Raw genomic sequence first — 24498 nt, 5'->3', positions numbered from 1 at the left:
GTCAGGCACGCCACATCACATGGGCCTTCTGAGGTGTTTGGGATGTATACGAAGCCAGCCGGGTTTTGGCCCCCCAGCAAGCCGCCCACGCCCCGCCCCGGCCAGACGTACCGGCACCAGCCGCCACCAGATGGCGAGGGTGACACGCCCTCCGCGTGGCCGGCCCCGGTACGGTGAACTCCACCTGCCCCGGGCACCACGACCGGACGGCTCCACGCCCACCGTCCGGTCTCCACCGGGAATTTCCGGCTCACACCAGTATTCCACCTATATTGGCCGTTCATTAATGATGCCATGCCTCTGGCGGGATATCTAAGGGACATGACCTATTTAGGATGATACGCGGGGCTTGCAAAACAACATGCCCGCGCTAGGATCGCGACATGAGTGCGAGACTGCGCGTGGCCATAGCATCGTATGGCCCAAATCAGTTCGCCCTGATTTCTACCACCCTCGCCGCATTCGGTCACGAACCAACCGTCTACCTCATGAGTCGGTCAATGCGGCCGAACACTCCGCCGGAACCCGATGTCTTCGACGGAATAGCCGCGACGATCTCCGCTATACCCGCCGGAATAGGACTACTCCTGCCCAGCGGCCCCGCGGACCTGTACCCGATGATGAGCGGCTTCGCCGTCGACCTGCTGGTCGTCTTCGGGTTCAACTGGCGCATCCCAGATGACGTGATCTTCGCACCGCGACACGGCACACTGAACATTCACCCCTCCCTATTGCCCCGCTATCGTGGCCCGTCCCCCATTCCCTGGGCGATTCGCAATGGCGACAAGGAGCTGGGGGTGACGATCCATCGCATGACCGAAACGATGGACGGGGGCCCGATTCTCACTCAGGCATCGGTGGGCGACCTCCCGGAGGTCGTTTCCCATGCCGATACCTGGCGCATGATGCAATCCGGTCTCCCAGCGCTTCTCGGTGATGCGATCTCCCGGGCGCTGGAAGGAGACGAGGGCATCCCGCAGAGTGAAGAAGCGGTGAGCGATGCGCCATTCCCACCTGCCGAATGGAATGAGATCTCCTGGAATCAGAGCCGGTGGGACGCGCACAACCAGATCCGCGTCTTCCGCTTCCTGCACGGATCGGCCGGCCCGGTGGTAGAGCTGGACGGACGGCGGATCCAGATTCTCCGGACCAGCCTGAGCGAGCGGCGTGGACCTGTCGTCCAGTGCGCGGACGGCCCCCTCTGGATCAGCGATCACGCGCCCGCCTGAATTCACGTCGCCGCCAGCGACTCGAAGTGCCTTCGCGCCTCAGCGGCGCGGGGGCCGGTGAAGGCGGCCAGGAGTTCGAGCCCGTGCACCGCGAGGGACCGGGCCTCCGTGGAACGGCCCAAGCCGATCTCGCAGTCCACGAGGTTGCGCAACGCCAGCGCGGCGAGCCACTTGTCGCCCACCGTCTCGTGCATGCGAAGCGCCTGGAGGTGGAACGCCGCTGCCTCCTCGAAGTTCCGCAGGGCCTGATGGACTTCGCCGGTACAGTCCAGGGCCATCGCCTCACGGCTGGTGTCACCGATCTGCCGCTGCAACGACGCCGCCACCACACAGCACTCCATCGCCTGTTCAAATGCCCCGGAGGCCAGGTGGATGCGGGCCGCCTCGATCTGCCAGAAGCCTTCCTGCACGCGGTTGCCGTCCTCCTCGGCGATCACGAGAGCATCGTTTATGGCGCTCGCGGCCGCGGCGAGGTCGCCGCTCAACCGCTGGGCCCAGCCGATCAGCCACAGCGAGTTCCCCCGCATGGCGGAGTCGTTGAACCGGGCGAAGACCTCTGGAAGCGGGATGAGGATGCCCAGGGCGCGTTCGGCGGCGTCGGCCTCCAGGTGTGCTTCGGCGAGGTTGGAGAGCGCCAGGGACTCCCACCGTAGATCCGCCAGTTCCGAAAAGCCCGCCGCGGCCCGCTCGAAGTACGAGGCCGCGTCGTCGAGTTCTCTGGTACGCAGGCACACCAGTCCGAGCAGGTTCAGCGATTCGCACACCGCGCGGACGTCTCCCAGTTCCTCTCTGATCACAAGGGCGTTGCGGAACTCCTCATGTGCCTCGGCGAGTGATCGCCTCCTGAGCAGGTAACGGCCTCGGTTGGTCAGCGCGTTCGCGTGCCGGGCGGGATCGCCGAGGGCGCGCGCGGCGGTGACCGCCACCTCGCTCAGGAGCGCCCAGTCGTCGAAGGTGAAGTAGTACATATGGATGGGACTCGCCGCCATGGCGAGACACCACGCGCTGTCGAACTCCTCCCGCTCCAGTGCCGCCATGGCGGTCGCGACGATGTTGCCCCGCTCGATCTCGAACCACTCGTAGGCCGTGAGGGAGTTCGCGAACTGCAGCGGCACGGGGACTTCGGCTTCCTGAACGTGAAGCCGGATCTCATCCCCCGGTGCCAGCCACTTCACCGCCTGTTCGAGCGTCAGCGCGTACCATGCGGCCAACCGGCGAATCGCCGCACTCGTCGTGGCCTGCGGGTCGGTGGCCTGCGCCTCCGCGACGGCGTAGGCCTTCAACAGGTCGTGCAACCGGAACCTGCCAGGCGTCGGCACTTCGACCATGAAGGCGCCGACCAGGAGGTCGAGGGCGCGACGCGTCACCCGGACCGGCGCCCCGGCGAGCGCCGCCGCCGCGGTGAGGCCGATGTCCGCGCCGGGATTCACACCGAGCAGCCGGAAGGTCCGGGCGGCGTCCTCGGAGAGTGCCCGGTAGGACCATGCGAACACCGTGCGGACGGCCTCGGACGACGAGTCGTCACTCAGACTCAGCGTCTCCCACAGGAGTGAGTCGTCCTTGAGATCGTCGATGAGTTCGGTGAGCAGCATCATCGGCCGGGACACGGCCCGCTCCGCGGCGATCCGCAGGGCGAGCGGCAACCGCGCGCACAGATTCACGAGTTCTAAGAGATCCGCCTCGCCGTCCTCTCTCCAGCCGTGACTTATGGCCTTGAGGAGGGCCAAGGCGTCACGCTCTTGGAAGATGTCCAGGTGGATGCGCTTTGCACCGTCCCTGACCGCCAACGCGGGCAACGCGCTGCGACTCGTGATGATGACGAGCGGACCCGCCGAACCGGGCAACAGCGGCCGTACCTGAGTGCTTGAGACAGCGTTGTCGAGCAGAATGAGGATCTTCCGATTCGCCGTGACGCTCCGGAGTGCGGCGGATCGGTCCTCGACGTCGGCGGGAATCTCCCCGCCGGGCACGCCCAGTGCGCGGAGCATCCGGTCCAATACCGAGGAGGGGGAAAGCGGCGGCCCGTCATCGTAGCCACGCAGGTTGACGTACAGATCGCCCGCGGTGAACCGTGCCCGGATCGAGTGCGCGAGGCGGAGGGCCAACGCGGTCTTGCCCACGCCGGGAGAGCCCGAGATCACAATGACCTTCGCCGCACCTTGATCGGTGTCGTCCTGCGTGTCCAGAAGGGCCGTCAGTGCGCCCAGCTCATCGGCGCGATTGACGAAATGCGAGACATCGCCGGGAAGCTGCCGGGGCACGTTGTTCTCTTGCTCGCCAGGGCCGTCGCGATAAATGCGGATTCCACCGGTGACGTTGCGGGCCTGGATGATGGCCCCGCTGACGTCGCTCAGGTCGGCCCGATTCTCATGTTCGTCCGCCACTGTCGTCCCTCACGAACGGATCGGGCCCGGCCGCCCCGTGATCTGAAGATAATCATCGGCGATGGACCGGCGCGCCGGGCGCGCCGGCGGAAGGTGGGAGACCTCGCGGCGAAAGAAGTCGCCGATCGGCTCGCCATGCTTGTACAGATCCACGATAAAGGACCGGCAACGGCGGATCAATTCGACCTCGTCGAACCGGCGAGCACTCTCCAGCACACCGTGTTCATCGTAGACCGCCTGATACATCACCTTTTCATCCATCGTATAGATCTCGGGGAGCGGGTCCTGCGCCTCTAGATATCCCAGGTCGTCCGCCCGGAGCACACGGATGGGACCGCCCGTCTGATCGCGGATGTTAAGGAGGTTGAGCTCCCACTGCAGGTAAGGGGTGAGCGGCAGCTCGACGATCCGGATGCGATACGTCCGCGTCCCGGCCGCGGCGACTTCGCGGTGATAAGCGATCAGATCGGTCCGTCGCTCCTCTAGCAGGCGTATCGATTCGGCCCAGTCGCCTCGATCGAACGCCTCCCAGCTTGCGTCACCGGGCTCGGCGAACGCCTGGCCGCGCTCCAGCTTCCAGAACTCCTTCGCCGTCGCGAAGTTGTGCTCGAAGTCGGAGTAATACTCCGCGAGGGCCATCCGCCGGCCGGTGGCGCCGTTCAGCAGGTCATGCATCTGGGATGTCCGCCTTTGCGGCCATAATCGTACTACGCGGAATGACCACCAGACTCTCCCCCGGGTCCACGGAAACCCCTTTGGGGAGCCGGTCGCGATATGCCGCGGAAAGCTCGGTACCGATCACCGCGACATCCCCGTTGTCCAGCTCCCAGATATCGGGGCAGCTCGCATTGCCTCCGGTGGTGCCCAGTTCGTGAGCCGACTTTCCGAGGCGACGCTTGAAGCCCACCGCCGGATCGGCCTCCCATTTTCCCACCATAAGGAGCCCTCATTCCACACCGGTTGCCCTCGGATCTTCACCGGCTCGGCGAACATCCAATCAAGAGCGAATATTACGCTCTCCCGCCGGAATGGTCAATATATCGCAGCAGCCACAGCATAATGCGCGACACCATGCAGAGTTCGATCATACCTGCGGCAGGGCATCACTTCACAAGGAACTCCCCACCTTATGGCCGCGATTCAGAAAATACCGAAGCCGCACCCGGCCAGCCGATGGCCATCTGTCCAGATAACCAACCTTCGGCGCAGAATGGGCGCTATCGACACATTCATGAAATTTGCAAGGTTGATGAAGTTATACTGATAGTCCGCGGAATTGCGATTGCGCCGCGCTCGGCTGCACTCGCACATACGGCAGGCCGCATGCATCGGCATGGGCCGCGGACCCGGCCCCCTCGCTCAGCCTCGGGGAGGTGCCCGGGCCGCCAAGGAGCGGGCGTCCGCCCGTTGGCGCCTTCGGCTTTCCATCTCGTCATCGTCCTCGGAGGTCGGGGTGTAGATGGCTGCCCGGTTCCGAGTAGAGTGTCGCCTTTTTCCCCACTCGCGTACAGAGCAGGTGAGCGAAGGGTGCCTGGCGGCCGGTGCCGGGACGGCGGGCGCCCGCGGCGCCCGTGAGGCGCCGGGCATCACACCGTGACCCGTGACGGCGGGCCGATGGAGCCGGATTGCCGTGGAGAAGGCGACCCGCCGCCCCCGGGTCGGAGGTGATGGGGGCGGGGGGCGGCTTCGTGGAGGGTCAGTCGTAGAAGCCCAGGCGGCGGAGTTGTTTCGGGTCGCGTTGCCAGTCTTTGGCGATCTTGATGTGCAGGTCGAGGTAGACGCGGGTGCCCAGCAGGGCCTCGATCTGTTTGCGGGCGCGAGTGCCCACGTCCTTGAGGCGTTCGCCGCGGTGGCCGATCACGATGGCCTTCTGGGACGGGCGTTCGACGTACATTTCGGCGAAGACGTCGAGCAGGTCGTCGCGGCCCTCGCGGGGGCGCATCTCCTCGACCACGACGGCGATCGAGTGCGGGAGCTCGTCGCGGACGCCCTCAAGGGCGGCCTCACGGATCAGCTCCGCGACCAGGACCTGCTCGGGCTCGTCGGTCAGCTCGCCGCCCGCGTACAGGGGCGGGCCCTCGGGGAGGTGACCCACCAGGATGTCGGTGACCGTGTCGAGTTGTTCGCCCGACACCGCTGAGACCGGGACGATCTCCGCGAAATCCGCCAGCTCCGAGACGGCGAGCAACTGCTTGGCGATCTGCTCGCGGGAGGCAAGGTCGCACTTGGTGACCACCGCGACCACCGGGGTCTTCTTGACGGCGGCCAGTTTCTCGGCGATGAAGCGGTCGCCCTTGCCCACCGGATCGGTGGCCGGGATGCAGAACCCGATCACGTCGACCTCGGTGAGCGTGGACAGCACCAGACTGTCCAGCCGCTCGCCGAGCAGGGTGCGGGGCCGGTGCAGCCCCGGGGTGTCGACGATGACGAGCTGGGCGGCGGGGCGGTGCACGATGCCGCGGATGGCCCTGCGGGTGGTCTGCGGCTTGGCAGAGGTGATCGCGACCTTGGTGCCGACCAGGGCGTTCATCAGGGTGGACTTGCCGACGTTGGGACGTCCGGCGAAGCAGGCGAAGCCGGAGCGGAAGTCGGACTCGGCCCCGCTCATCGAAGCGTGCCGTCCGGGCCGGCGGTGAGCAGGGTGGCCGCGCCGAGGTCGGCGACCGCGGCGCGGTCGGCCTCGCTCGGCCCGCCGTCCGCGGTCACCAGGGCGGCGGCCTCCAGGGCGGCGGCCCCGCTGGAGACGGCCATCGCCACCGCGACCTGCAGGGCCGACAGGGTCAGCGAGGGCAGCGCCACGTTGGTGGCGGAGTAGGTGCGGCCGGTCTCGTCGCGTACGGCGGCGCCCTGCGCTGCCCCCGTGCGCGCACGGGCGGCACGGGCCAACGTGATGATCTTGGAGTCTTCGGGGTCGAGCGTCGCCTCAGTCACGTGCTCTAGGTTACTCAGCCTCGCCGGTCATCCTGGCCGTCACCGCACGGGCCAGAGCCTCCGTGCGGTCGGGGTCGGCCCTTCCCATCGCGGCGTGCACAATCGAGATCAGCGTCTGGCCGGACTGGACGAAGACGACGTGCATGTCGTAGGGGTAGCCGTTCAGCCTGCCGGACAGGCGGGTGCCCGCGGTGCCGTCGCCGAGTTCGAGTTCGTCGACCGCGGAGGGCTGGTCGGCGAGGGCCAGGGTGGTACCGGCGGCCGGGTTGCGGCGGACCATCCGGGCGCAGCCGTCCAGGGCGTCGCCGAGCGCGTCGAAGGTCGCGCTCGCGCCCGCGGCGTAGCTGGCCACGCTCGCGCCTGCGAGTTCGCCGACGCGGTCGCCGTAGTAGGTGGCCTCGGCGTGGGTGCGCAGTTCGCCGGCGGAGGGCGGACGTCCGGCGACGGCGTCCAGCAGGGCCTTGCAGTCGGTGTCGCCGAGCCGGAAGGGCGGGCTCCACCCCTCACTCGGCCGCGCGGAGAACCCCTCGGGCAGCCCGGGCAGGTCGCGCAGCAGCTCGCGGATCCTGGCCTGTTCCCTGGCCACCGACACGTCGGCGTAGATCGCCGTCCTGGCCCCGCACCCGGCCAGTGCCGCGCACGCGATCATGGCCACGGCGGCCGCCTGCCCCTGGGCGCCGATCCACCCAAAGCCCCATTTGACGCCCACAGCGCACCCCCCGGACTCCCCCGCCGCTGTCCTTCCCACGCGACAATGACGGCAATCGCCGGGCAGCGCGACCTTCCCCGGATACCGCGCCAAGCCCCCACAAAGCATTAAAGGGTGTTCTCACCCGCGCCGTCGCGGGCGAGAACACCCTTTACATCGAGCCGCGTCACGGCCGCCGGCGGCCGCGACGCGTCCCTGTACCCCCCGGAACCCTGACGCCGCGAACCCCTTCCGGCGATCCGGATCCCCTTGCCGCCCACCGTGGCGGGCGTCGTGCAATCAGAGTGACCCACCCGGCTTGCAGAACACTTGAAAAAGACTTGCCGTCTTCGTCGCCGATCACGGCATCTGCCGCGTAAGCAGGCACTTCGCGCCCCAAAGGCAGAGATTTCAGTCTTTCTCGGCCCCCGCGCCGACCCGATCCTGGTTCGACGGGCTGACCCTGCGCACCACCACCGTGCTGATCCGGTTGCGCCGCCCGGCCAGGCTCTCGGCCGTCAGGCGCAGCCCGGCGACCTCCGCCTCCGAGCCCGCGATCGGCACCCGGCCGAGCGCGTGCGCCAGCAGCCCGCCCACGGTCTCGACGTCGTCCACGTCGATCTCGCGGCCGAACAGGTCGCCGAGGTCGCTGACCGGCAGCCGCGCGGTCACGCGGACCGACCCGTCGGGCAGCGGCTCGACCCGCGGGGCCTCCTGGTCGTACTCGTCGGTGATCTCCCCGACGATCTCCTCCAGCACGTCCTCGATGGTGACGAGCCCGGCCGTCCCGCCGTACTCGTCGATGACGATGGCCAGGTGGATCTGCCTGGCCTGCATCTCGCGCATCAGCTCGTCGATCGGCTTGCTCTCCGGGACGTAGGTCGCCGACCGCATCAGCGAGTCGATCCGCTGCCTGCCCCCGGCCTCGCCCGCCTCGTGGACCCGGCGGACGATGTCCTTGAGGTAGGCGATGCCGATCACGTCGTCCTCGTTCTCGCCGACCACCGGGATGCGCGAGAAGCCGCTCCGCAGGGCCAGGGAGAGGGCCTGGTCGAGGGTCTTGCCGCGCTCGATGAAGACCATGTCGGTGCGCGGGACCATGACCTCGCGGACGAGGGTGTCGCCCAGCTCGAAGACCGAGTGGATCATCTGGCGCTCGTCGGGCTCGATGACCCTGCGCTCCTCGGCCAGGTCGACCAGGTCGCGCAACTCGGCCTCGGAGGTGAACGGCCCCTCGCGGAAGCCCTTGCCCGGAGTGAGCGCGTTGCCGAGCAGGATGAGCAGCTGCGGCAACGGGCCGAAGATCCGGGTCAGGCCGTACACGATGGGCGCGGAGGCCAGCGCGATGGGCTCGGCGTGCTGGCGGCCCAGCGTACGCGGCGAGACGCCGACGATCACGTAGCTGACCAGGATCATGGTGGCCGCCGCGACGGCGTAGGCGCCGCCCTCGTCGCCGAGCAGGTCGATGAAGATCAGTGTGGCGATCACGGTGGACCCCAGCTCGCAGCTCAGCCGGAGCAGGAGCAGCAGGTTGAGGTAGCGCGGTGGGTCGGCGACGATGGCCCGCAGGCGCGCCGAACCACGCCGGGAGTCACGGACGAACTCGTCCGCCCGCACCCGGGAGATCCGCGCGAGCGCGGTCTCTGCGCTTGCGATCAGGCCGCCGATCACCACCAGGACGACGGCCGAGAGCAACCACCCGTTGGCGGCACTCACCGTTCCGGCCGCACCTCCCGCCACGACTTGAGCAGCTCATCCTGTAAGCCGAACATCTCCGCGTGCTCCTCCGGCTCGGCATGATCGTAGCCGAGCAGGTGCAGGATGCCGTGCGTGCACAGGAGTTCGAGCTCCTCCTTCGCGCTGTGCCCGGCCTCGGCCGCCTGCTTGGCGGCCACCTGCGGGCACAGCACCACGTCTCCGAGCAGCGCCGGGTCGGTGGCGGCGTCGTCGTCGCGACGCCCGCCGCCGGACCCGGGGCGCAGCTCGTCCATCGGGAACGCCAGCACGTCGGTCGGGCCGGGCTCGCCCATCCACTGCTCGTGGAGCTGGGCCATCGCCGGCTCGTCGACGACGACCAGCGACAGCTCGGCCAGCGGATGGATGCCCATCCGCGTCAGGACGTGACCGGCCAGGCCGACGAGCGCGGACTCGTCGATCTCGACGCCGGACTCGTTGGCCACCTCGATGCTCATGATCGCCCCCGTGGGCGCTTGGCGCCCTTGATCGCCGTGGGCTCGCCCTGGCGCACGGCGGCGTCGTAGCGGCCGTAGGCGTCCACGATGTCGCTCACCAGCCGGTGACGGACCACGTCGGCGCTGGTCAGCGTGCTGAAATGGATGTCGGTGATGCCGTCGAGGATCTCCCTGACCACCTTCAGGCCGCTCTCCGTGCCGCCCGGCAGGTCGATCTGGGTGACGTCACCGGTCACCACGATCTTGGAGGCGAAGCCCAGCCGGGTGAGGAACATCTTCATCTGCTCGGGCGAGGTGTTCTGGGCCTCGTCCAGGATGATGAAGGCGTCGTTCAGAGTGCGGCCGCGCATGTACGCGAGCGGGGCGACCTCGATCGTGCCCGCCGCCATCAGCCGGGGGATCGAATCGGGGTCGAGCATGTCGTGCAGCGCGTCGTACAGGGGGCGCAGGTAGGGGTCGATCTTCTCGTAGAGGGTGCCCGGCAGGAAGCCGAGCCGTTCACCGGCCTCCACCGCGGGGCGGGTGAGGATGATCCGGTTGACGTCCTTGTTCTGGAGCGCCTTCACGGCCTTGGCCATCGCCAGATAGGTCTTGCCGGTCCCGGCGGGGCCGATGCCGAACACGATCGTGTGCTTGTCGATCGCGTCGACGTAGCGCTTCTGGTTGACGGTCTTGGGCCGGATGGTGCGCCCGCGGGAGGACAGGATGTCCAGGGACAGCACCTCGGCGGGGCGGTCGGAACTCATTCGCAGCATGGCGATGCTCCGCTCCACCGCATCGACGGTGAGCGGGGTGCCGCCGCGCAGCAGCTCGATCAGCTCCTCGAACAGGCGCACCACGGCGCCGCTCTCCTCGGGGCTGCCGGTGATGGTTATCTCGTTGCCGCGGACATGAATGTCGGCGCGGAAGGCGCCCTCGATGACCTTGAGCAACTCGTCCCGCGACCCCAGAAGGCCGACCATCGCATAGTCGTCGGGGATGACCACCTTGGCCTGGGTCTTGGCCAAGGCCGGTGCGGGGCTCTTTGATCGTGATTCGTTAAGCTCGGACATGGGCAGGCTCGCGGCCTGATCGCCTCCCGGTTCGGACAGCGTTCTCATCCGTAATGGTAGCCCGGAAGACCCTGCTCGCGCTCAGCCGTTTTTCGCCCGCCCGCTCCAGGGGTGAGCGCCGGGCTCAGCCCGGCGGCCAGCGGAGATCGCGCCCGCCCAGCACGTGCAGGTGCGCGTGGAAGACCGTCTGTCCGGCGCCGGCCCCGGTGTTGAACACCAGCCGGTAGCCCGCCTCGGCCACGCCCTCCTCGCGCGCGATCGCGCGGGCGGCCTTGAGCATCTCGTCGGCCAGCCCCTCGTCGGCGTCGGCCACCGCCCCGGCGTCGGCGTGGTGGTCCTTGGTGATCACCAGCACGTGTGTCGGGGCCTGGGGGTTGATGTCGCGGAACGCCAGCGTGCGGCCGGTCTCATGGACGATCTCCGCTGGGATCTCCTTGGCCACGATCTTGCAGAACAGGCAGTCGGTCTCCACGGCCCATACCCTAGCGGCAGCCGCCGTTGCCAATCGGTAACCCGTGGCGGGCTGCAAGCAAAGATCCTGCCGGATATTGTGTCTGTGCAACACTTCTGCGTAAGAAACACATCGGGCGAGGCCACCGGCGAGGACACGACTGGGTCATGCCCCCAAACGAACCGGATGAGCGTAGTAAACCCTCCGCGAAGGCCACGCGTCCTAATGATGTGACCACCGAGACCCTCGTGGCCGACAGGTCGCTCGGGGCAGTGCCCGTCGGGTGGGACGCCGACATGGCCGTGACCGCGCTGTACAGCGCGCATTATCGGTCGCTGGTGCGTCTCGCCGTGTTGCTGGTCCGCGACAACGCCACCGCGGAAGAAGTGGTTCAGGACGCCTTCGTGGCTTTGCACGGCGCCTGGCGCAGACTCCGCGACACCGACAAGGCCCTCGCCTACCTGCGCCAATCGGTCGTCAACAGATCGCGATCCGTGCTGCGCCACCGCGCGGTCGTGGAGAAGTACGCGCCCAAGGGGCTGCCCGACGCGCCGAGCGCGGAGAACGGCGCGATCGGCGAACTGGAGCGGAGCGCGGTCATCGAAGCGCTGAAAAGTCTGCCCACCCGCCAGCGAGAGGCCCTGGTTCTACGGTATTACGGTGACCTGTCCGAAGCTGAGATCGCCAATGCGATGGGCATCAGCAAGGGCGCGGTGAAGAGCCATACGGCCCGCGGCATGGCCGCCTTACGTACCGTGTTGGAGCAATTGTCATGACCGAGTCCCCCGACGAGTACGACGATCTCTTTCGTCGTGTGCTTCGCGCGGAGGCGGACGAGGTCGTTCCCTCCCCCGACGGCTTGGAGATCATCCGCGCCCGCATCGAGCAGAAGCGCGGGCACGGGCGTCTGATGTGGTGGCGCGCCGCCGCCTCGGTGGCCGGCGCGGTACTGGTGGCCGCCACGGTCGTGATCGCCGTGCCGCAGTTGCGCGGCGGCGGCCCCCAGAAAGAGTCGGTCGGCCTGACCGAGGCGACCCAGACCCCGCCGGCGATCAACGCCACCTCGCGCGGTCCCAAGGCTCCGCCGCAGGCCACGAGCGTGCCGCCGGCGCCCCCGAGCCCGACGCGGATCAGTGCGGCCCCGGCGACCACCAAGACCCCGGATCGCTCCAAGTCGCCGACGCCGACCCCGTCGGACAAGGAGACCTGCCCGACGCCCAACGGCGACCCGACGGCCGTCCGGCCCGAGCCGCCGCGGCCCAAGACGTCCGGCAAGGGCGCCAACTGCCCCTCCAAGGTGAGCCCGACGCCGACGACCGCCCCCACTTCCGCGCCGACGCCGACCGAGAGCGAGCCCTCGCCGAGCGGCCCGTGCCCGCCGGAGGAGTGCCCGCCGTCCGATCCCGAGCCGAGCCCCACCGAGGTGGCCAGCCCGCTGTCCAGCGGATTCGGCACCAACACCGCGGTCGACTACTGACCCGATCGACTACTGGCCGGGCCTGGTCACCAGCCGGGTCACCAGCGTCCGGTGCGGGCCGAGAGCAGCGCCGCGGCCACGACCCCGGCCGTCGAGGTGCGCAGCACGGTGGGCCCGAGCAGGGCGGGCACCGCCCCGGCGGCGCGGAAGCCGGCGATCTCCTCGTCGGTGATCCCGCCCTCCGGCCCGACCACGACGACGATGTCGCCCTTGGCGGGCGGGCTCATGCCGGAAAGCGGCACCGCCGCCTCCTCGTGCAGCACCACGCCCAGCGCGGCCCCGGCCAGCAGGGCCACCACCTCGGGCGTCTCGGCCTGCTCGGTCACCTCGGGAAGGCGGAACCGGCGGGCCTGCTTGCCCGCCTCCCTGGCGGTGGCCCGCCAGCGGGCCGTGCCCTTGGCCGCGCGCTCGCCCTTCCAGCGGGTGACCGACCGGGCCGCCGCCCACGGCACGATGACGTCGACGCCCGCCTCGGTCATCATCTCCACGGCCAGCTCGCCCCGGTCGCCCTTGGGCAGGCCCTGGACGACCACCAGGCGCGGCTCGGCCGCCGGCACTTCGTAGCGCCGCTGTACGGCCAGGCGCAGGGCGTCCTTGTGGACGTCGGTCACCACGCACTCGGCGACCAGGCCGAGGCCGTCGGTGAGATCGACCCGCTCGCCGGCGCGCAGCCGGCGCACGGTGGCCGCGTGGCGGCCCTCCTGGCCGCCGAGGTCGATGGTGTCCGAGGCGAGCCCCTGCGTCTCGGCCAGGAAGACCGGAACCGTCATGGCCGCGCCCGGCTCAGCGGCCGTTGAAGGCGTCGCGCAGCCGGGAGAAGAAGCTCTGCTGCCCGGGGGCGAACTTGCCCGGCGGACGCTCCTCACCACGCAGCCTGGCCAGCTCGCGCATCAGGTCTTCCTGCTCGGGGTCGAGGCGGCTGGGCGTCTCGACGTTGAAGTGGATCAGCAGATCGCCGCGGCCGGTCTCGTTGAGGCGCTGGACGCCCTTGCCGTACAGGGGGATGACCTGCCCGGACTGCGTGCCGGGGCGGACGTCGATGTCCTCTTTGCCGTCGAGGGTCTCGACGGTGAGCACCGTGCCGAGAGAGGCCGCGGTCATCGGGATCTGCACGGTGCAGTGCAGGTCGTCGCCGCGCCGCTCGAAGATCTCGTGCGGCTTCTCGACGATCTCCAGGAACAGGTCGCCGGGCGGGCCGCCGCCGGGCCCGACCTCGCCCTCGCCCGCGAGCTGGATGTGCGTGCCGTCCTCGACGCCCGCGGGGATGCGGACCTTGATCGTACGGCGGGTGCGGACGCGCCCGTCGCCCGAGCACTCCTGGCAGGGGTGCCGGATGATCGTGCCGTAGCCGCCGCACTGCGGGCACGGCCGCGAGGTCATGACCTGGCCCAGGAAGGACCTGGTGACCTGGGAGACCTCACCGCGGCCCTGGCACATGTCGCAGGTGTCGGGGTGGGTGCCCGCGGACGCGCCCGCCCCCTGGCACACCTCGCAGAGCACGGCCGTGTCGACCATCAGCTCGCGGGTCGTGCCGAAACACGCCTCGCGGAGGTCCAGCTCGACGCGGATGGTCGCGTTGCGCCCGCGCCTGGCCCGCGACCGCGGCGCCCGGGCGCCGCCCGCGGAGCCGAAGAAGGCGTCCATGATGTCGCTGAACGGGAACCCCGCGCCGAAACCGGCGCCGGCTCCCGCGCCCGCGGCGGCGTAGGGGTCGGCGCCCAGGTCGTACATCTGCCGCTTGCTCGGATCGGACAGGACCTCGTAGGCCTGGGTGACCTCTTTGAACCGCTCCTGGGTGGCCGGGTCGGGGTTCACGTCCGGGTGCAGCTCGCGGGCCAGCCTGCGGTAGGCCTTCTTGATCTCCTCCGCACTGGCGTCACGGCGAACCCCTAGGGTGCCGTAGTAGTCGCTCTTAGCCACTTATCGAACCTCTTCGGCCTCTTATGATGCAGTCAGGATCTGGCTGACATAGCGTGCCACCGCGCGAACCGCGCCCATGGTCACCGGGTAGTCCATACGGGTCGGCCCGAGCACGCCGAGCCGGGCGAGCTGCTTGTCTCCCGAGCCGTACCCGGCCGCCACGATCGACGTGCCGCGCAGGCCGGTGTAGGGGTTTTCCGAACCGATCCGCACGGTGATCGCGGAGGTGTCGGTGGTCTCACCGAGCAGGCGGATCAGCACCACCTGCTCTTCCAGCGCCTCCAGGACCTCGCGCAGGCCGATGGTGAAGTCGGCCGCCGCGAGGTTGGCGGCACCGGCGATGACCAGCCTCTCGTCGTGCCGCTCCACCAGCGTCTCCAGCAGCACCGAAAGGATGGTCACCATGCTCGAACGGTCTTCGCCGGGCACCCGGTCGGGCAGGTCGGCCACGGTGTCGGGCACCTGGGCCAGGCCGCACCCGTCGAGGCAGGCGTTGAGCAGGGCCCGCATGTGCGCGATCCGCGAATCGTCGACCATGTCGGGCAGCTCGATGACCCGCTGCTCGACCCGCCCGGTGTTGGTGATCAGGACCATCATCACCCGGCGCTCGGTCAGCGGCACCAGCTCGATGTGCCGGACCGTGGACTGGCTCAGCGCCGGGTACTGGACCACCGCGACCTGCCGGGTGAGCTGCGCCAGCAGCCGGACGGTGCGGGTGACCACGTCGTCGAGGTCGACCGCGCCTGCCAGGAAGGTCTCGATCGCCCGGCGCTCGGCCGCGGACAGCGGCTTGACCTGCGACAGACGATCGACGAACAGCCGGTAGCCCTTGTCGGTCGGCACCCGGCCCGCACTCGTGTGCGGCTGGGTGATGTAACCCAGCTCCTCCAGGGCCGCCATGTCGTTGCGCACGGTGGCCGGGGAGACTCCGAGGTTGTGCCGCTCGGTCAAGGACTTCGATCCGACCGGTTCGTTGGTCGAGACGTAGTCTTCGACGATGGCGCGGAGGACCGCGAGCTTTCGGTCGTCGACCAACGTGCTCACCTCCCTGCCATCCGCGTCGGTCCCACTCGGGAACGCCGGCGCTGGCACTCTGTGTTCCCGAGTGCCAAGTGTACGGCCACCGTGCGCGGGGTGCGATAACACGGGCCGGTAAGATCCCCCGCCCCGGCCGGAAAAGGCCGGGGCGAGGGCCTGGGACGCGGTCGCCGAGCCGTCGGACGCCGCTTTTGCGATCGTCTTTGCTAGCGTCGGCGGACATGTACGGGCGTGACGTGCTCGCCGGAAACTGGCGACGGCCGAAAAAGGGACAGATCCCTCAGGTGCCCGCCGAGCGGGACCTGGTGGTGGAAGATCCCGACAGCGGGTTCTGCGGCGCGGTGGTGGCCTGCGACAAGGAGGCGGTCACCCTGGAGGACCGCTTCGGGCGGCGGCGGGTGTTCCCGCTGACCCCTGCGGGGTTCCTGCTGGACGGCAGGCCGGTGACCCTCGTACGGCCCGCGGCGTCGCCCACGGGCGGCGGACCGGCGCGCAGCGCGTCGGGGTCCATCGCGGTCCAGGGGCTGCGCGCCCGCGTCGCCAGGGAGAGCCGGATATACGTCGAGGGCGTGCACGACGCGGCCCTGGTGGAGAAGATCTGGGGGCACGACCTGCGGGTGGAGGGCGTGGTCGTGGAGTACCTGGAGGGGGTGGACGACCTGCCCGCGATCGTCGCGGAGTTCGGCCCGGAGCCGGGCAGGCGCCTCGGGGTCCTGGTCGACCACCTGGTGGCCGGCTCCAAGGAGAGCCGGATCGCCGCCGCGATCGAGTCGCCGGACGTGCTCGTGGTGGGTCACCCGTACGTGGACGTCTGGCAGGCCGTCAAGCCCGCGGCCGTGGGCATCCCGGCCTGGCCCGCGGTGCCCCGGGGCACGCCGTGGAAGGAAGGGGTCATCGCGGCCCTGGGGTGGCGGCTGGACCCCTCCGAGGCGTGGCGGCGCATCCTGGGGTCGGTCGGCAGCTACGCCGACCTGGAGCCCGAACTGCTCGGCCGGGTGGAGGAGCTGATCGACTTCGTGACGGCGGCTCCGGGCGACGACTGATCCGAGTCCCTCTCGGGCGCGGCCGGGCGGCTCACACGATCAGGTCGCGGATCAGGGCGTCGGCGAGCAGCCGTCCGGGCAGGGTCAGGACGATCCGGTCGCCCTTCGCCAGCGCGTCCTCGTCCAGCAGCCCCTCGGCCCTGGCCCGGTCCACCACCGGGCGGGCGGCCGGGGCCACCTCCGACAGCGGGTGCCCCGAGGAGAGCCTGAGCTGGAGCATCAGGCGCTCCACGGCCTGGTCCGAGGTGTCCAGCACCTCCCGTGCGTGCGCGGGCGAGACGCCCTGCGCCAGGCGGGCGGAGTAGGCGGCGGGGTGCTTGACGTTCCACCAGCGGGTGCCGCCGACGTGGCTGTGCGCGCCCGGGCCGACGCCCCACCAGTCGCCGCCGGTCCAGTACAGCAGGTTGTGCCGGCAGCGGGCGGCCTCGGAGGTGGCCCAGTTGGACACCTCGTACCAGGAGAAACCGGCCGCGGTGAGCAGTTCGTCGGCGATCAGGTAGCGGTCGGCGGCCACGTCGTCGTCGGGCATCGACAGCTCGCCGCGGCCGATCCTGGCGGCCAGCCGGGTGCCGTCCTCGACGATGAGCGAGTAGGCCGACACGTGGTCGGGGCCCGCGGCGAGCGCGGCGGTGAGCGAGGCGCGCCAGTCGGCGTCGGACTCGCCCGGCGTGCCGTAGATGAGGTCCAGGTTGACGTGCTCGAAGCCGGCCGCCTTGGCCTGCCGTACGGCCTCGGCGGCGCGGCCCGGGGTGTGCCGCCGGTCCAGCACCCGCAGGACGTGCTCGCTGGCGCTCTGCATGCCGAAGCTCATCCGGGTGAACCCGCCCTCGCGCAGTACGGCCAGCGCGGCGGCGTCCACCGACTCGGGATTGGCCTCGGTGGTGACCTCGGCCCCGGGGGCCAGCCCGAACTCCTCGTCGATCGCCCGCAGGACGCGCACCAGGTCGGCCGGGGGCAGCAGGGTGGGCGTCCCGCCGCCGACGAACACGGTCTCGACGCGCGGCACCGCCCCGGTGTCCCGCTCCAGCACCCGCCGGGCCAGGCGTACCTCCTCGATGGCGGTGTCGGCGTAGTCGCGGGGGGAGGCTCCCGGGCCGAGCTCGCTGCTGGTGTAGGTGTTGAAGTCGCAGTAGCCGCAGCGGGTCACGCAGAACGGCACATGCACATAGAAACCGAACGGCCGCGCGCCGAAGCCGTCGAACGCGCTCGCGGGCAGCTCGCCCGACGCCGGGACGGCTTCACCGTCGGGAAGGATGGCAGGCACCCCTTCAGTCTGCCGCCGCCGGGAGCATGCACCGGCCATCAAGAGTCTGGGGCTCCAGCGTCCGGAGATGCGGTAAGCGGGGTTACCGGATCGCTACTCTCGGTGTTCCTTGTCCCGGGATATGCTGTGAAGACCCCCTTACGGAGCGCCGATGGACGACATCCACAGTGCGGACGGCCCACCTCCCGACCCGCACGCGCCACCTCCGGAATCAGCAACCCCCTCGGGGGCATCGGGCGCGCCGGGGGCACCGCCGCCCGGGGACGCACCCGCGCACGGGGCGCCACCCTTCACGACGCCGCCACCGACGCCTACGACGGCACAGGAGCCGCCCCCCGAGCCGTCAGCGCCTCCCGCACAGGCGCCCCCATCCGGCCCGTACTCCGGGCTCCCGCCCGCCCAGGGAGCGCCCTCCGCGCCACCGGGGCCCGCTGAGACATACGCAGGGGCCGCACAAACGCAAGGCCTGCCCCCCGGGCCGCCGATTCCCCAAGCCGCAGGACCGGCCGAGCCCGCGCCACAGCCGCAACAGGCCGCGCCACTTGCCCCTCTCCAGAACGCCACCCGCTACCTGTGCGCCGGGGCCTACCTGAGCGGCCGGTTCCGCGACCGGGTGCTACGCGAACTGCTCGACGACCGGTACCGCGCCGTCGCGCCCTCCTTCGGCGGCGTCGACCTGATCCCGGTGCTGGCCCATTGCCTGCGCGCCGAACGCCTCACCGTGCTGCGCGACGCCTTCATCACGGTGCTCCTCATCGTGTCCCTGCTGGTCTGGCCCGCCGTGCTGTTCATCCTGCCCTTGCTGCCGCTCGTGCTGTTGTCGGTGCCCGCCGTACGCCGCGGGCCGATCACGTCCAAGGCCGCACTGCTGGCGTGGACCGGCCTGTTGCTCGCCGCGCTGGGCTATCTGATCATCATGGGCGGCCTCGGCCAGGAGTTCGACCCGGTGACCGGGGCACTCTCGCGCGCCGGTCTGCTCGGCCCGCTCCTCATCGCCGCGCTGCCCTTCGCCCTCGCGATCGGCTACCGCGTGATGTGGTACCTGACCCTGTCCGAACGCCTCAAGCCCGGCTTCCACGACGTGCTCTCCGACGACGGGACCGCGGCCCACCGCGAGCGGCTGGATTACATCGCGCGGGCCCAGTGGGGCAACATCACCCTGTACGGTGCGGAAAATCCGTTCGTCGGCGCCGGAGACATCCACCGGTCCTGGTCGATCGCCGTCGAACTTGACCGCCTCCGCCGGCCGCCCGGCCGTTCCCCGGGCCGCGACGATCCGGTCAGAGAGCGGCAGGTCGAGATCGACGTCGTCGATCTGCACGACTTCGTACGCTCCCGGCTGCTCCAGATGCGCGACGCCGTACGCGACCCCGCGCAGGTGATCGCGGGCCTGCACATCACCGACCACCTCGCCGTACGCGGCACGTTCACCCGCCGCGACTGGCCGGACGCCCGCGCCCGCACCTGGCACGGCCCCCACAACAGCCACCCGCTGATCGACCCCGCCTCCGGGATGCCGCACTACGCGGCCCGCAAGGACACCATCGACGCGGTGAGCCGGCATCCGCAAGGCGGCGTACGCCACTACCAGCGGGTCACCGTCAACGTGGACGGCCAGGAGATCAGGAACACCGACGGGCTGCTGCTCGCCCCGGCGGAGGACCGAGGGATCGTCGTCTCGGCGTTCATCCACCTCGCGGTGGAGGGCCGCATGCTCTACACCCAGCTCGTGGTGACGGTGCTGCCGCCGGTCGCGGCGCAGTTCCACGAGATCGACAAGCTACCGGCCCTGCCCAAGCCGATCGTGGTCTGGCGGGCGGCGCTGTCCGGGCGGAACGACCTGGTGGCCGACGTGGTGTTCGCGCCGGGGCGGCTGGTACGCACGGCCGTCCAGAACATCCGCCGCGGCATCCGGCAGCGCAATCCCGCCCGCTACCTGGTCTATCCGTTCGGGGCGCGGGAGAGCGTGCGCGAGTTGGGCGCGGCGATCGACGTGGACCGGTTCACCCATGTGCTCGACGCGGACAAGTACACCAAACTGATCGAGCAGCGGCTGACCGAGGCGGTGCTCGACTATCTGGAGGTCCGCGACATCGACACCACCGCCTACCGGCAGCAGGCGGCGACCGTGATCAACAACGGCGCCATCATCACCGGCGGCACGGTGACAGGCCCGGTCGCGGCGGGAGCACACGCCCAGGCCAGGCAGCAGCAACATCAACCGCAGCAGGGGCAGCCGGGGAGCGTCAATTGAGCGAGGTCAACAAGGGCATCCAGATCAGCGGCGGTAACGTCCAGGGGCCGATGGCGGTCGGTACGGGGGCGCGAGCCGTACAGCACATCGGCGGCCCGGCCGCCCCGCCCGCTGCCGCGGAACGACTGCTGGCCGAAATCCGTGACCTGGTCGAACGGCACCGCGACGAACTCGGCGACCAGGCCCGGCCGGTACTCCGCGAGGCCGACCGCATCGAAGACGAACTCGCCGAGGCCGACCCCGACGCCGACGTACTGTCCGACACCCTGGAACGAATGTCCCGCCGGGTCACCGCCATCACCACCCTCGGCCAGGCCGTCGCCGCCCTCACCACCCTCCTCCTCGGCTGACCTGGCCCCCAAGAGCAGGGCAGCAGCCCCACACATCGCAGCGCACAAATCCCGAGCCGCCGCCGAAGAACCCGGCGATCACACCGAGCGCGCAGATTCCAGCTGACCCATCGCCGCCACCGAGGGCCCTCAGCAGCGTTTTGATCAGGAGCGTGGTGACTCGATCAGCGCGCTGAGGGCCGGACGCAGTACGCGAGCGATCTCCTCGGCCGGTGTGTCACGCAGGTCGTCAATGCCGAGAAGCTGATGGCCCACGGTGACACCCACCATGATCGAGGTCAGCAGGGCAGCACGCAGCCGGGAGTCCCCACCACCGCCCTGACCGGGGAGCGCGGCGCTGATCTGGTCGATCTGCGCGCGTAGCATCGCGCGGGCCGACTCGGCCGCCTCCGGGTGGGTGAGCATCGAGCGCATCATCGCGAGCGAGACCGCCGGTAGCCCGCCCAACCTGACGCCGAGCGTGTCGAGCACCCCCTCGATCACGCCCTCGTCACCCCGGGCCGGGCCGCCCGCCTCATCGCCGCCGGACCGCGCCGGAAGGGCCAGCGCGGCCTGGCCGAACAGTTCCCTTTTGCTCCCGAAGTACTGCATGACCAGCGCCGGATCGACACTTGCCGCAGTGGCGACCGCGCGGATCGTGGTGCGCTCGAAGCCGCGTTCGGCGAACAGCGCACGTGCCGCATCCAGGATGCGCTCCTCGGTACGGCGCCGCCGCTCGGCTCGGGTCGTGCTCACGCCGCTCACTCTACAGGCGTTGACCGTTCATCCATCACAAGATGGGATGCAACGCCTGTTGAAGCAAACCCTTGAAAAGGCATATGACCACGCATATCTCCGATCTCATCGCCCGCTACCACGACGCCATGCGGCACGCCTCCCCCGACCTCTACACCCGAGGACGCCGTACCTGAGTCCCCCTTCGCCTCCTCAGGCCCACCCGCGAGGTACAACGGCCAGGAGCAGGTGCGGGCGGGCTATCGGGCGCTATGGGACGCCAGGTCCGCCCACGTCGAAGCCATCCGCACCCCGGTGACCCACTACCGCCCCGGAGGCGGCCATCGGAACTACGCGATCCGGCAATCTCTCCTGAGCACAGATCGGCCGCCTGCCCCCCCCCCCCCCCCCCCCCCCCCCCCGACAGGCCAGCGCCCCAGCGAGCCGGATGATCAGCACGCAGGAAAAGCCTCAAGCGATCAAGCAACCTCCTTCGGCCCCAAACGGGCGGTCCTGAAGCAATTGATGGACGGGGCGCAGAGTGCATATGCCGGAGAGGACCGGGGAACCAGGCAGCCTCCCTCCGGAACCCCGCGCGCCCTCGCAGATGCCCCCACCCGGGCCGACAGCAGAGAAGCAGGTGCTCAGGCGACCTCCCACAGCCCCAGACGTGCCACAAAAAGCAGCTTATGGACGGGTCACAGAGCACGTATCCGGGAGATGACCGAACAACCGGGCAGCCTCCCCCCGGAACCTCCATCGACCGCCCGCACACCCTCGCAGATGACCCACCACCCCCCGCGACGGCAGATGAGCAAGTGCTCAGGCAGCCTCCCTCGGCCCCAGACGGGCACCCTGAAGCAGCAGATGATGGCGTCCCTACGAGTGGTGGAAATGCCGCCTGGCACCGGGTTCCGGCGCACCGCCGTTGGCGGGCGCCGGGCACCGCTGTAGTGCGTCTCGCCGTTGCGGCGCCCTTGGTGGTGCGGCCGGGCGGTCATGATCCGGCGGACCACGGCCGTTCTTGCCGGTCCACGAGGTATGACCGTGATCACTGGACTTTTACACCACTAGGTGGGACGCCATCCAGCAGATGGACGGGGCGCAGAGCACGTATCCGGGAGAGCACCGGGCAACCGGGCAGCCCCCGTCCGGAGCCTCCATTAGCCGCCCGGCACACCCTCGCAGATGACCCACCGCCTCGGTCGACGCGAGAGGAGTAAGTGATCAGGCGGCCTCCTCTTGGACCCAGATGGGGCGCCAGTCGGAAAGCTCGTGGAAGCGGCGCAGCTCGGCCATGCCGCTGAGGATGCCGGTCCAGGCCGGGTAGGGAGGGCGGGCCGTGTCGAAGCCACTCTGCACGATGGTGAGGCTGGTCTTCCCGCCGGATCCCGCCAGCTCCCAGGTACCGACCCCCGTCCCAGTCCCCCAGTCGACGGACAGTCGCTCGCCGGGCACCAGGTCAAGGATCTTGGCCGGCTGGGGATCGACGTCCAGTCCGCCCATCGCGAAGCGGCCGCCCACGCGCGGCTCGATGCCGATCGGCATGCCGAACCACGCGGACGCCTTCTCCGAATCGATCAGCGAGTCGAACACCTCCTCCATCGGGGAGTCGATCTCCACACTCGCCCGCAGCTCCGGCGTAGTGGAGGTGAAGTCGGGCTTCGGAGTGGGCTCGCGCCCCTCCAGGTGATCGACCAGATTGGCGATGGCCAATGCCCAGAAGGTCTGGAGCACGCCACGGATGCTCTTACCGGTGATCACGTCCTGGTAGTCGAAGTGGGTCTGAGAGAGCGTGATCAGGGTGACCTTCTCGCTCTCCGGGACCAGGTCGATCTCTACGGTGGTCTCCTCGCCGTCGAGCAGCCACGTGAACCGCAGCCCCCGCTCGTCGGCGTAGGACAGACTCTGGTGCGGCGCGTCGCCCTCCGGCGTGTGCCGACCCCAGAACGCGTAACGGTGCGGCAGATCGACCTCCGCGTGCTCAGCGAGCCACACCCGCAGGGCGGCGGGGTCGGTCAGCGCCCGGCGCACCTCCGCGATCGGCGCTTCCACCCGGGCGGTCATCGTCAGCGGCTCGGTCATGGCCGTCCTTCCTCGTCTCGATTGATAAAGAGAGTCTTTATGTAAAAACCAAGTTTGTCAATCGCTGGCGCGGAAGGAAGGCATGGGCGGGAAGCACACGCCGCCCGCACGTAGGTTCGCGGCAGAGGCCGGTCCGTGTCCGGCGAGGGCGAATCAGACCTCGCGCACGGGACAGCCCAGGTCAGACGTTGTGAGCAGGGATGGACACGATCAGATCTCTTGCGCGGGCGGGCACGGGCCAGACCTTGCATGGCCGCGGGTCAGACTCAGGCGTTGTGCGCGGTCTGGGCGGGAAGATCTTGCATGCCAGGTGAAGCACAGGTCAGATTCCATACGCAGGGCAGGCAAGCCCGTCTTCACGCGCGTAGACGACACGGTCAGCCCCCGCGCGAGCGATGGGCGCACTCAGATCTTGAGGACAGCGCGGCAGGGAGATCTCGCGCGCCAAGGTGGGCACGATCAAGATGCCGTACACAAGACGGGCACGGCCAGAGCTCATACATGGGGCGGGCACCTCCGGACCTGGAGGCAAGGCAGGCACGGCAGGACCCCGCGCCAGCGATGGGGACGCTCAAATGCCGAGGACAGCGCGGACGGGGAAATCGCGCGCGCCAACGTGGGCACGATCAGGACGCCGTACACAGGGCGGGCACGGCCACCCCTGTATGCAAGGCAGGCACGGCAGGACCCCGCGCGAGCGATGGGTGGCTATGTCAGTGCGGAGTAGCAGCGGATGTTCGCGAGTTCTGGCAGCACTCGGCGATCTTCGACTCGGCGGAACGTTGGCGAGAACCGACAGCGCCGGGAGCAACCGGCCGCCGTCCGTCCAGTTCCCGGCCCCGCGCGGACTGCTGCCAAAACTCAGCGACAAGGAGGGGCGGCTTGGGGCGTGCGCTGTCAGCTCCCGCCTCCATTCTGTCAACGGCCAAGTGCGTGTCGCCGCTGGTGGCCATGTAGAAGTCCCCACCTCTTCGTAGTTGACTACTTCTTGATCAAGCGTGCTGGTGTCCTGGTTCGTGCCTGTTTCATCCGGAAGGACTCACCTTCGGTGACCACCACGATGCCGTGGTGCAGCAGCCGGTCCAGCAGACTGACCGCGGTGGTGTGCTCGGGCAGGAAGCGTCCCCACTGGTCAAAGGGCCAGTGCGAGCCGATTCCCAACGCGCGCCGCTCATAAGCGGCGGCGACGAACCGGAACAGCAACTGGGCGCCGGTGTCATCCAGCGGGGCCAACCCCACTTCGTCGATGATGACCAGATCGGCGCGCAGCAGGTTCTCGATCACCCGGCCGACCGAGTTGTCCGCCAAGCCCCGATAGAGGGTTTCGACCAGGTCGGCGGCGGTGAAGTAGCGGACCTTGTGTCCGGCCTGGACGGCGGCGACCCCCAGCGCGATCAGGCTGTGGGACTTGCCGGTGCCGGCCGGT

23 protein-coding genes are annotated in these 24498 nt (G+C 69.5%); 6 read left to right on the top strand and 17 right to left on the bottom strand.

What is annotated here, in order from left to right:
- The first annotated feature begins 383 nt into the window (after positions 1–383).
- Complete coding sequence (locus DP939_RS08810) at positions 384–1229, top strand: methionyl-tRNA formyltransferase (protein WP_113980140.1); 846 nt, start codon at positions 384–386, stop codon at positions 1227–1229.
- 2 nt (positions 1230–1231) lie between these two features.
- Here the strand turns inward: DP939_RS08810 and DP939_RS08805 are convergent, their stop codons facing one another.
- The 10 genes from DP939_RS08805 to DP939_RS08760 form a co-directional block, all read right to left on the bottom strand.
- The gene (locus tag DP939_RS08805) at positions 1232–3613 is read right to left on the bottom strand and encodes a tetratricopeptide repeat protein (RefSeq protein ID WP_113980139.1); all 2382 of its coding nucleotides are present in this window, start codon (positions 3611–3613) and stop codon (positions 1232–1234) included.
- A 9-nt stretch (positions 3614–3622) separates the two neighbouring features.
- Positions 3623–4288 (bottom strand): DUF6879 family protein, encoded by a 666-nt coding sequence (locus DP939_RS08800; protein ID WP_199565050.1) that lies wholly within the window; start codon positions 4286–4288, stop codon positions 3623–3625.
- Positions 4281–4550, bottom strand: a complete 270-nt coding sequence (locus tag DP939_RS08795) for a hypothetical protein (RefSeq protein ID WP_113980138.1) — start codon at positions 4548–4550, stop codon at positions 4281–4283. Before DP939_RS08795 ends, DP939_RS08800 begins: the two co-directional genes overlap by 8 nt.
- Positions 4551–5309: 759 nt before the next feature.
- Positions 5310–6221 (bottom strand): GTPase Era, encoded by a 912-nt coding sequence (gene era, locus DP939_RS08790; protein ID WP_113980137.1) that lies wholly within the window; start codon positions 6219–6221, stop codon positions 5310–5312.
- Positions 6218–6544, bottom strand: coding sequence for a cytidine/deoxycytidylate deaminase family protein (locus DP939_RS08785; RefSeq protein ID WP_111171198.1), 327 nt, complete (start codon positions 6542–6544; stop codon positions 6218–6220). Before DP939_RS08785 ends, era begins: the two co-directional genes overlap by 4 nt.
- A gap of 10 nt (positions 6545–6554) precedes the next feature.
- Entirely contained in the window at positions 6555–7253 is a 699-nt protein-coding gene (locus tag DP939_RS08780; protein ID WP_113980136.1) for a hypothetical protein, read from the bottom strand.
- A 390-nt stretch (positions 7254–7643) separates the two neighbouring features.
- Complete coding sequence (locus tag DP939_RS08775; RefSeq protein WP_113980686.1) at positions 7644–8948, bottom strand: hemolysin family protein; 1305 nt, start codon at positions 8946–8948, stop codon at positions 7644–7646.
- Positions 8945–9424, bottom strand: a complete 480-nt coding sequence (gene ybeY / locus DP939_RS08770) for an rRNA maturation RNase YbeY (RefSeq protein WP_113980135.1) — start codon at positions 9422–9424, stop codon at positions 8945–8947. Before ybeY ends, DP939_RS08775 begins: the two co-directional genes overlap by 4 nt.
- A complete protein-coding gene (locus DP939_RS08765) occupies positions 9421–10476 on the bottom strand; it encodes a PhoH family protein (protein ID WP_113980134.1) in 1056 nt (351 codons plus the stop codon). The genes ybeY and DP939_RS08765 overlap by 4 nt, the downstream gene beginning before the upstream one ends.
- A gap of 124 nt (positions 10477–10600) precedes the next feature.
- On the bottom strand, positions 10601–10948 hold the full coding sequence (locus DP939_RS08760; protein ID WP_113980133.1) for a histidine triad nucleotide-binding protein: 348 nt from the start codon (positions 10946–10948) through the stop codon (positions 10601–10603).
- 275 nt (positions 10949–11223) lie between these two features.
- On the opposite strand from DP939_RS08760, the gene DP939_RS08755 reads away from it, so the two are divergent.
- Both DP939_RS08755 and DP939_RS08750 read left to right on the top strand, forming a co-directional pair.
- A complete protein-coding gene (locus tag DP939_RS08755; RefSeq protein ID WP_113980685.1) occupies positions 11224–11703 on the top strand; it encodes a SigE family RNA polymerase sigma factor in 480 nt (159 codons plus the stop codon).
- Positions 11700–12404 carry a hypothetical protein gene (locus tag DP939_RS08750; RefSeq protein WP_113980132.1) on the top strand — a complete coding sequence of 235 codons (705 nt, stop codon included), beginning with the start codon at positions 11700–11702 and terminating at the stop codon, positions 12402–12404. The genes DP939_RS08755 and DP939_RS08750 overlap by 4 nt, the downstream gene beginning before the upstream one ends.
- Before the next feature lie 38 nt (positions 12405–12442).
- On the opposite strand, the gene DP939_RS08745 is transcribed toward DP939_RS08750, so the two are convergent.
- From DP939_RS08745 to hrcA, 3 genes are read right to left on the bottom strand one after another with little or no spacing between them, the layout of a single operon-like run.
- A complete protein-coding gene (locus DP939_RS08745; RefSeq protein ID WP_113980131.1) occupies positions 12443–13174 on the bottom strand; it encodes a 16S rRNA (uracil(1498)-N(3))-methyltransferase in 732 nt (243 codons plus the stop codon).
- 13 nt (positions 13175–13187) lie between these two features.
- The gene (gene dnaJ / locus DP939_RS08740; RefSeq protein WP_113980130.1) at positions 13188–14324 is read right to left on the bottom strand and encodes a molecular chaperone DnaJ; all 1137 of its coding nucleotides are present in this window, start codon (positions 14322–14324) and stop codon (positions 13188–13190) included.
- Positions 14325–14345: 21 nt separating this feature from the next.
- Entirely contained in the window at positions 14346–15359 is a 1014-nt protein-coding gene (hrcA, locus tag DP939_RS08735) for a heat-inducible transcriptional repressor HrcA (protein ID WP_113980684.1), read from the bottom strand.
- Positions 15360–15583: 224 nt separating this feature from the next.
- Between hrcA and DP939_RS08730 the strand changes: the two genes are divergently transcribed.
- Positions 15584–16405, top strand: coding sequence for a DUF3097 domain-containing protein (locus DP939_RS08730; protein WP_113980129.1), 822 nt, complete (start codon positions 15584–15586; stop codon positions 16403–16405).
- A gap of 31 nt (positions 16406–16436) precedes the next feature.
- On the opposite strand, the gene hemW is transcribed toward DP939_RS08730, so the two are convergent.
- Positions 16437–17669, bottom strand: a complete 1233-nt coding sequence (hemW, locus tag DP939_RS08725; RefSeq protein ID WP_113980128.1) for a radical SAM family heme chaperone HemW — start codon at positions 17667–17669, stop codon at positions 16437–16439.
- 613 nt (positions 17670–18282) lie between these two features.
- On the opposite strand from hemW, the gene DP939_RS08720 reads away from it, so the two are divergent.
- Both DP939_RS08720 and DP939_RS46070 read left to right on the top strand, forming a co-directional pair.
- Positions 18283–19923 carry a hypothetical protein gene (locus tag DP939_RS08720; RefSeq protein WP_113980127.1) on the top strand — a complete coding sequence of 547 codons (1641 nt, stop codon included), beginning with the start codon at positions 18283–18285 and terminating at the stop codon, positions 19921–19923.
- Positions 19920–20273 carry a hypothetical protein gene (locus DP939_RS46070; protein WP_158578511.1) on the top strand — a complete coding sequence of 118 codons (354 nt, stop codon included), beginning with the start codon at positions 19920–19922 and terminating at the stop codon, positions 20271–20273. Before DP939_RS08720 ends, DP939_RS46070 begins: the two co-directional genes overlap by 4 nt.
- 144 nt (positions 20274–20417) lie before the next feature.
- On the opposite strand, the gene DP939_RS08710 is transcribed toward DP939_RS46070, so the two are convergent.
- The 3 genes from DP939_RS08710 to DP939_RS08700 form a co-directional block, all read right to left on the bottom strand.
- Positions 20418–21008: a TetR/AcrR family transcriptional regulator gene (locus DP939_RS08710; protein WP_199565049.1), complete on the bottom strand. Its 591-nt coding sequence runs from the start codon at positions 21006–21008 to the stop codon at positions 20418–20420.
- A 1206-nt stretch (positions 21009–22214) separates the two neighbouring features.
- The gene (locus DP939_RS08705) at positions 22215–23072 is read right to left on the bottom strand and encodes an SRPBCC family protein (RefSeq protein WP_113980125.1); all 858 of its coding nucleotides are present in this window, start codon (positions 23070–23072) and stop codon (positions 22215–22217) included.
- A 981-nt stretch (positions 23073–24053) separates the two neighbouring features.
- A partial coding sequence (locus DP939_RS08700; protein ID WP_158578510.1) for an ATP-binding protein occupies positions 24054–24498 on the bottom strand: 445 nt, incomplete at its 5' end.

Origin of the sequence: Spongiactinospora rosea, assembly GCF_003315795.1 — a bacterium.
Classification (GTDB): domain Bacteria; phylum Actinomycetota; class Actinomycetes; order Streptosporangiales; family Streptosporangiaceae; genus Spongiactinospora; species Spongiactinospora rosea.
This window is presented reverse-complemented; position numbering and strand designations above follow the sequence as displayed.

Excerpts from the sequence above, each read along its gene's own strand:
- DP939_RS08810 (WP_113980140.1), top strand. The coding sequence starts at position 384 with ATGAGTGCGAGACTGCGCGTGGCCATAGCATCGTATGGCCCAAATCAG.
- DP939_RS08800 (WP_199565050.1), bottom strand. The coding sequence starts at position 4,288 with ATGCATGACCTGCTGAACGGCGCCACCGGCCGGCGGATGGCCCTCGCG.
- DP939_RS08795 (WP_113980138.1), bottom strand. The coding sequence starts at position 4,550 with ATGGTGGGAAAATGGGAGGCCGATCCGGCGGTGGGCTTCAAGCGTCGC.
- era (WP_113980137.1), bottom strand. The coding sequence starts at position 6,221 with ATGAGCGGGGCCGAGTCCGACTTCCGCTCCGGCTTCGCCTGCTTCGCC.
- ybeY (WP_113980135.1), bottom strand. The coding sequence starts at position 9,424 with ATGAGCATCGAGGTGGCCAACGAGTCCGGCGTCGAGATCGACGAGTCC.
- DP939_RS08765 (WP_113980134.1), bottom strand. The coding sequence starts at position 10,476 with ATGTCCGAGCTTAACGAATCACGATCAAAGAGCCCCGCACCGGCCTTG.
- DP939_RS08755 (WP_113980685.1), top strand. The coding sequence starts at position 11,224 with ATGGCCGTGACCGCGCTGTACAGCGCGCATTATCGGTCGCTGGTGCGT.
- DP939_RS08750 (WP_113980132.1), top strand. The coding sequence starts at position 11,700 with ATGACCGAGTCCCCCGACGAGTACGACGATCTCTTTCGTCGTGTGCTT.
- DP939_RS08745 (WP_113980131.1), bottom strand. The coding sequence starts at position 13,174 with ATGACGGTTCCGGTCTTCCTGGCCGAGACGCAGGGGCTCGCCTCGGAC.
- DP939_RS08730 (WP_113980129.1), top strand. The coding sequence starts at position 15,584 with ATGTACGGGCGTGACGTGCTCGCCGGAAACTGGCGACGGCCGAAAAAG.
- DP939_RS08705 (WP_113980125.1), bottom strand. The coding sequence starts at position 23,072 with ATGACCGAGCCGCTGACGATGACCGCCCGGGTGGAAGCGCCGATCGCG.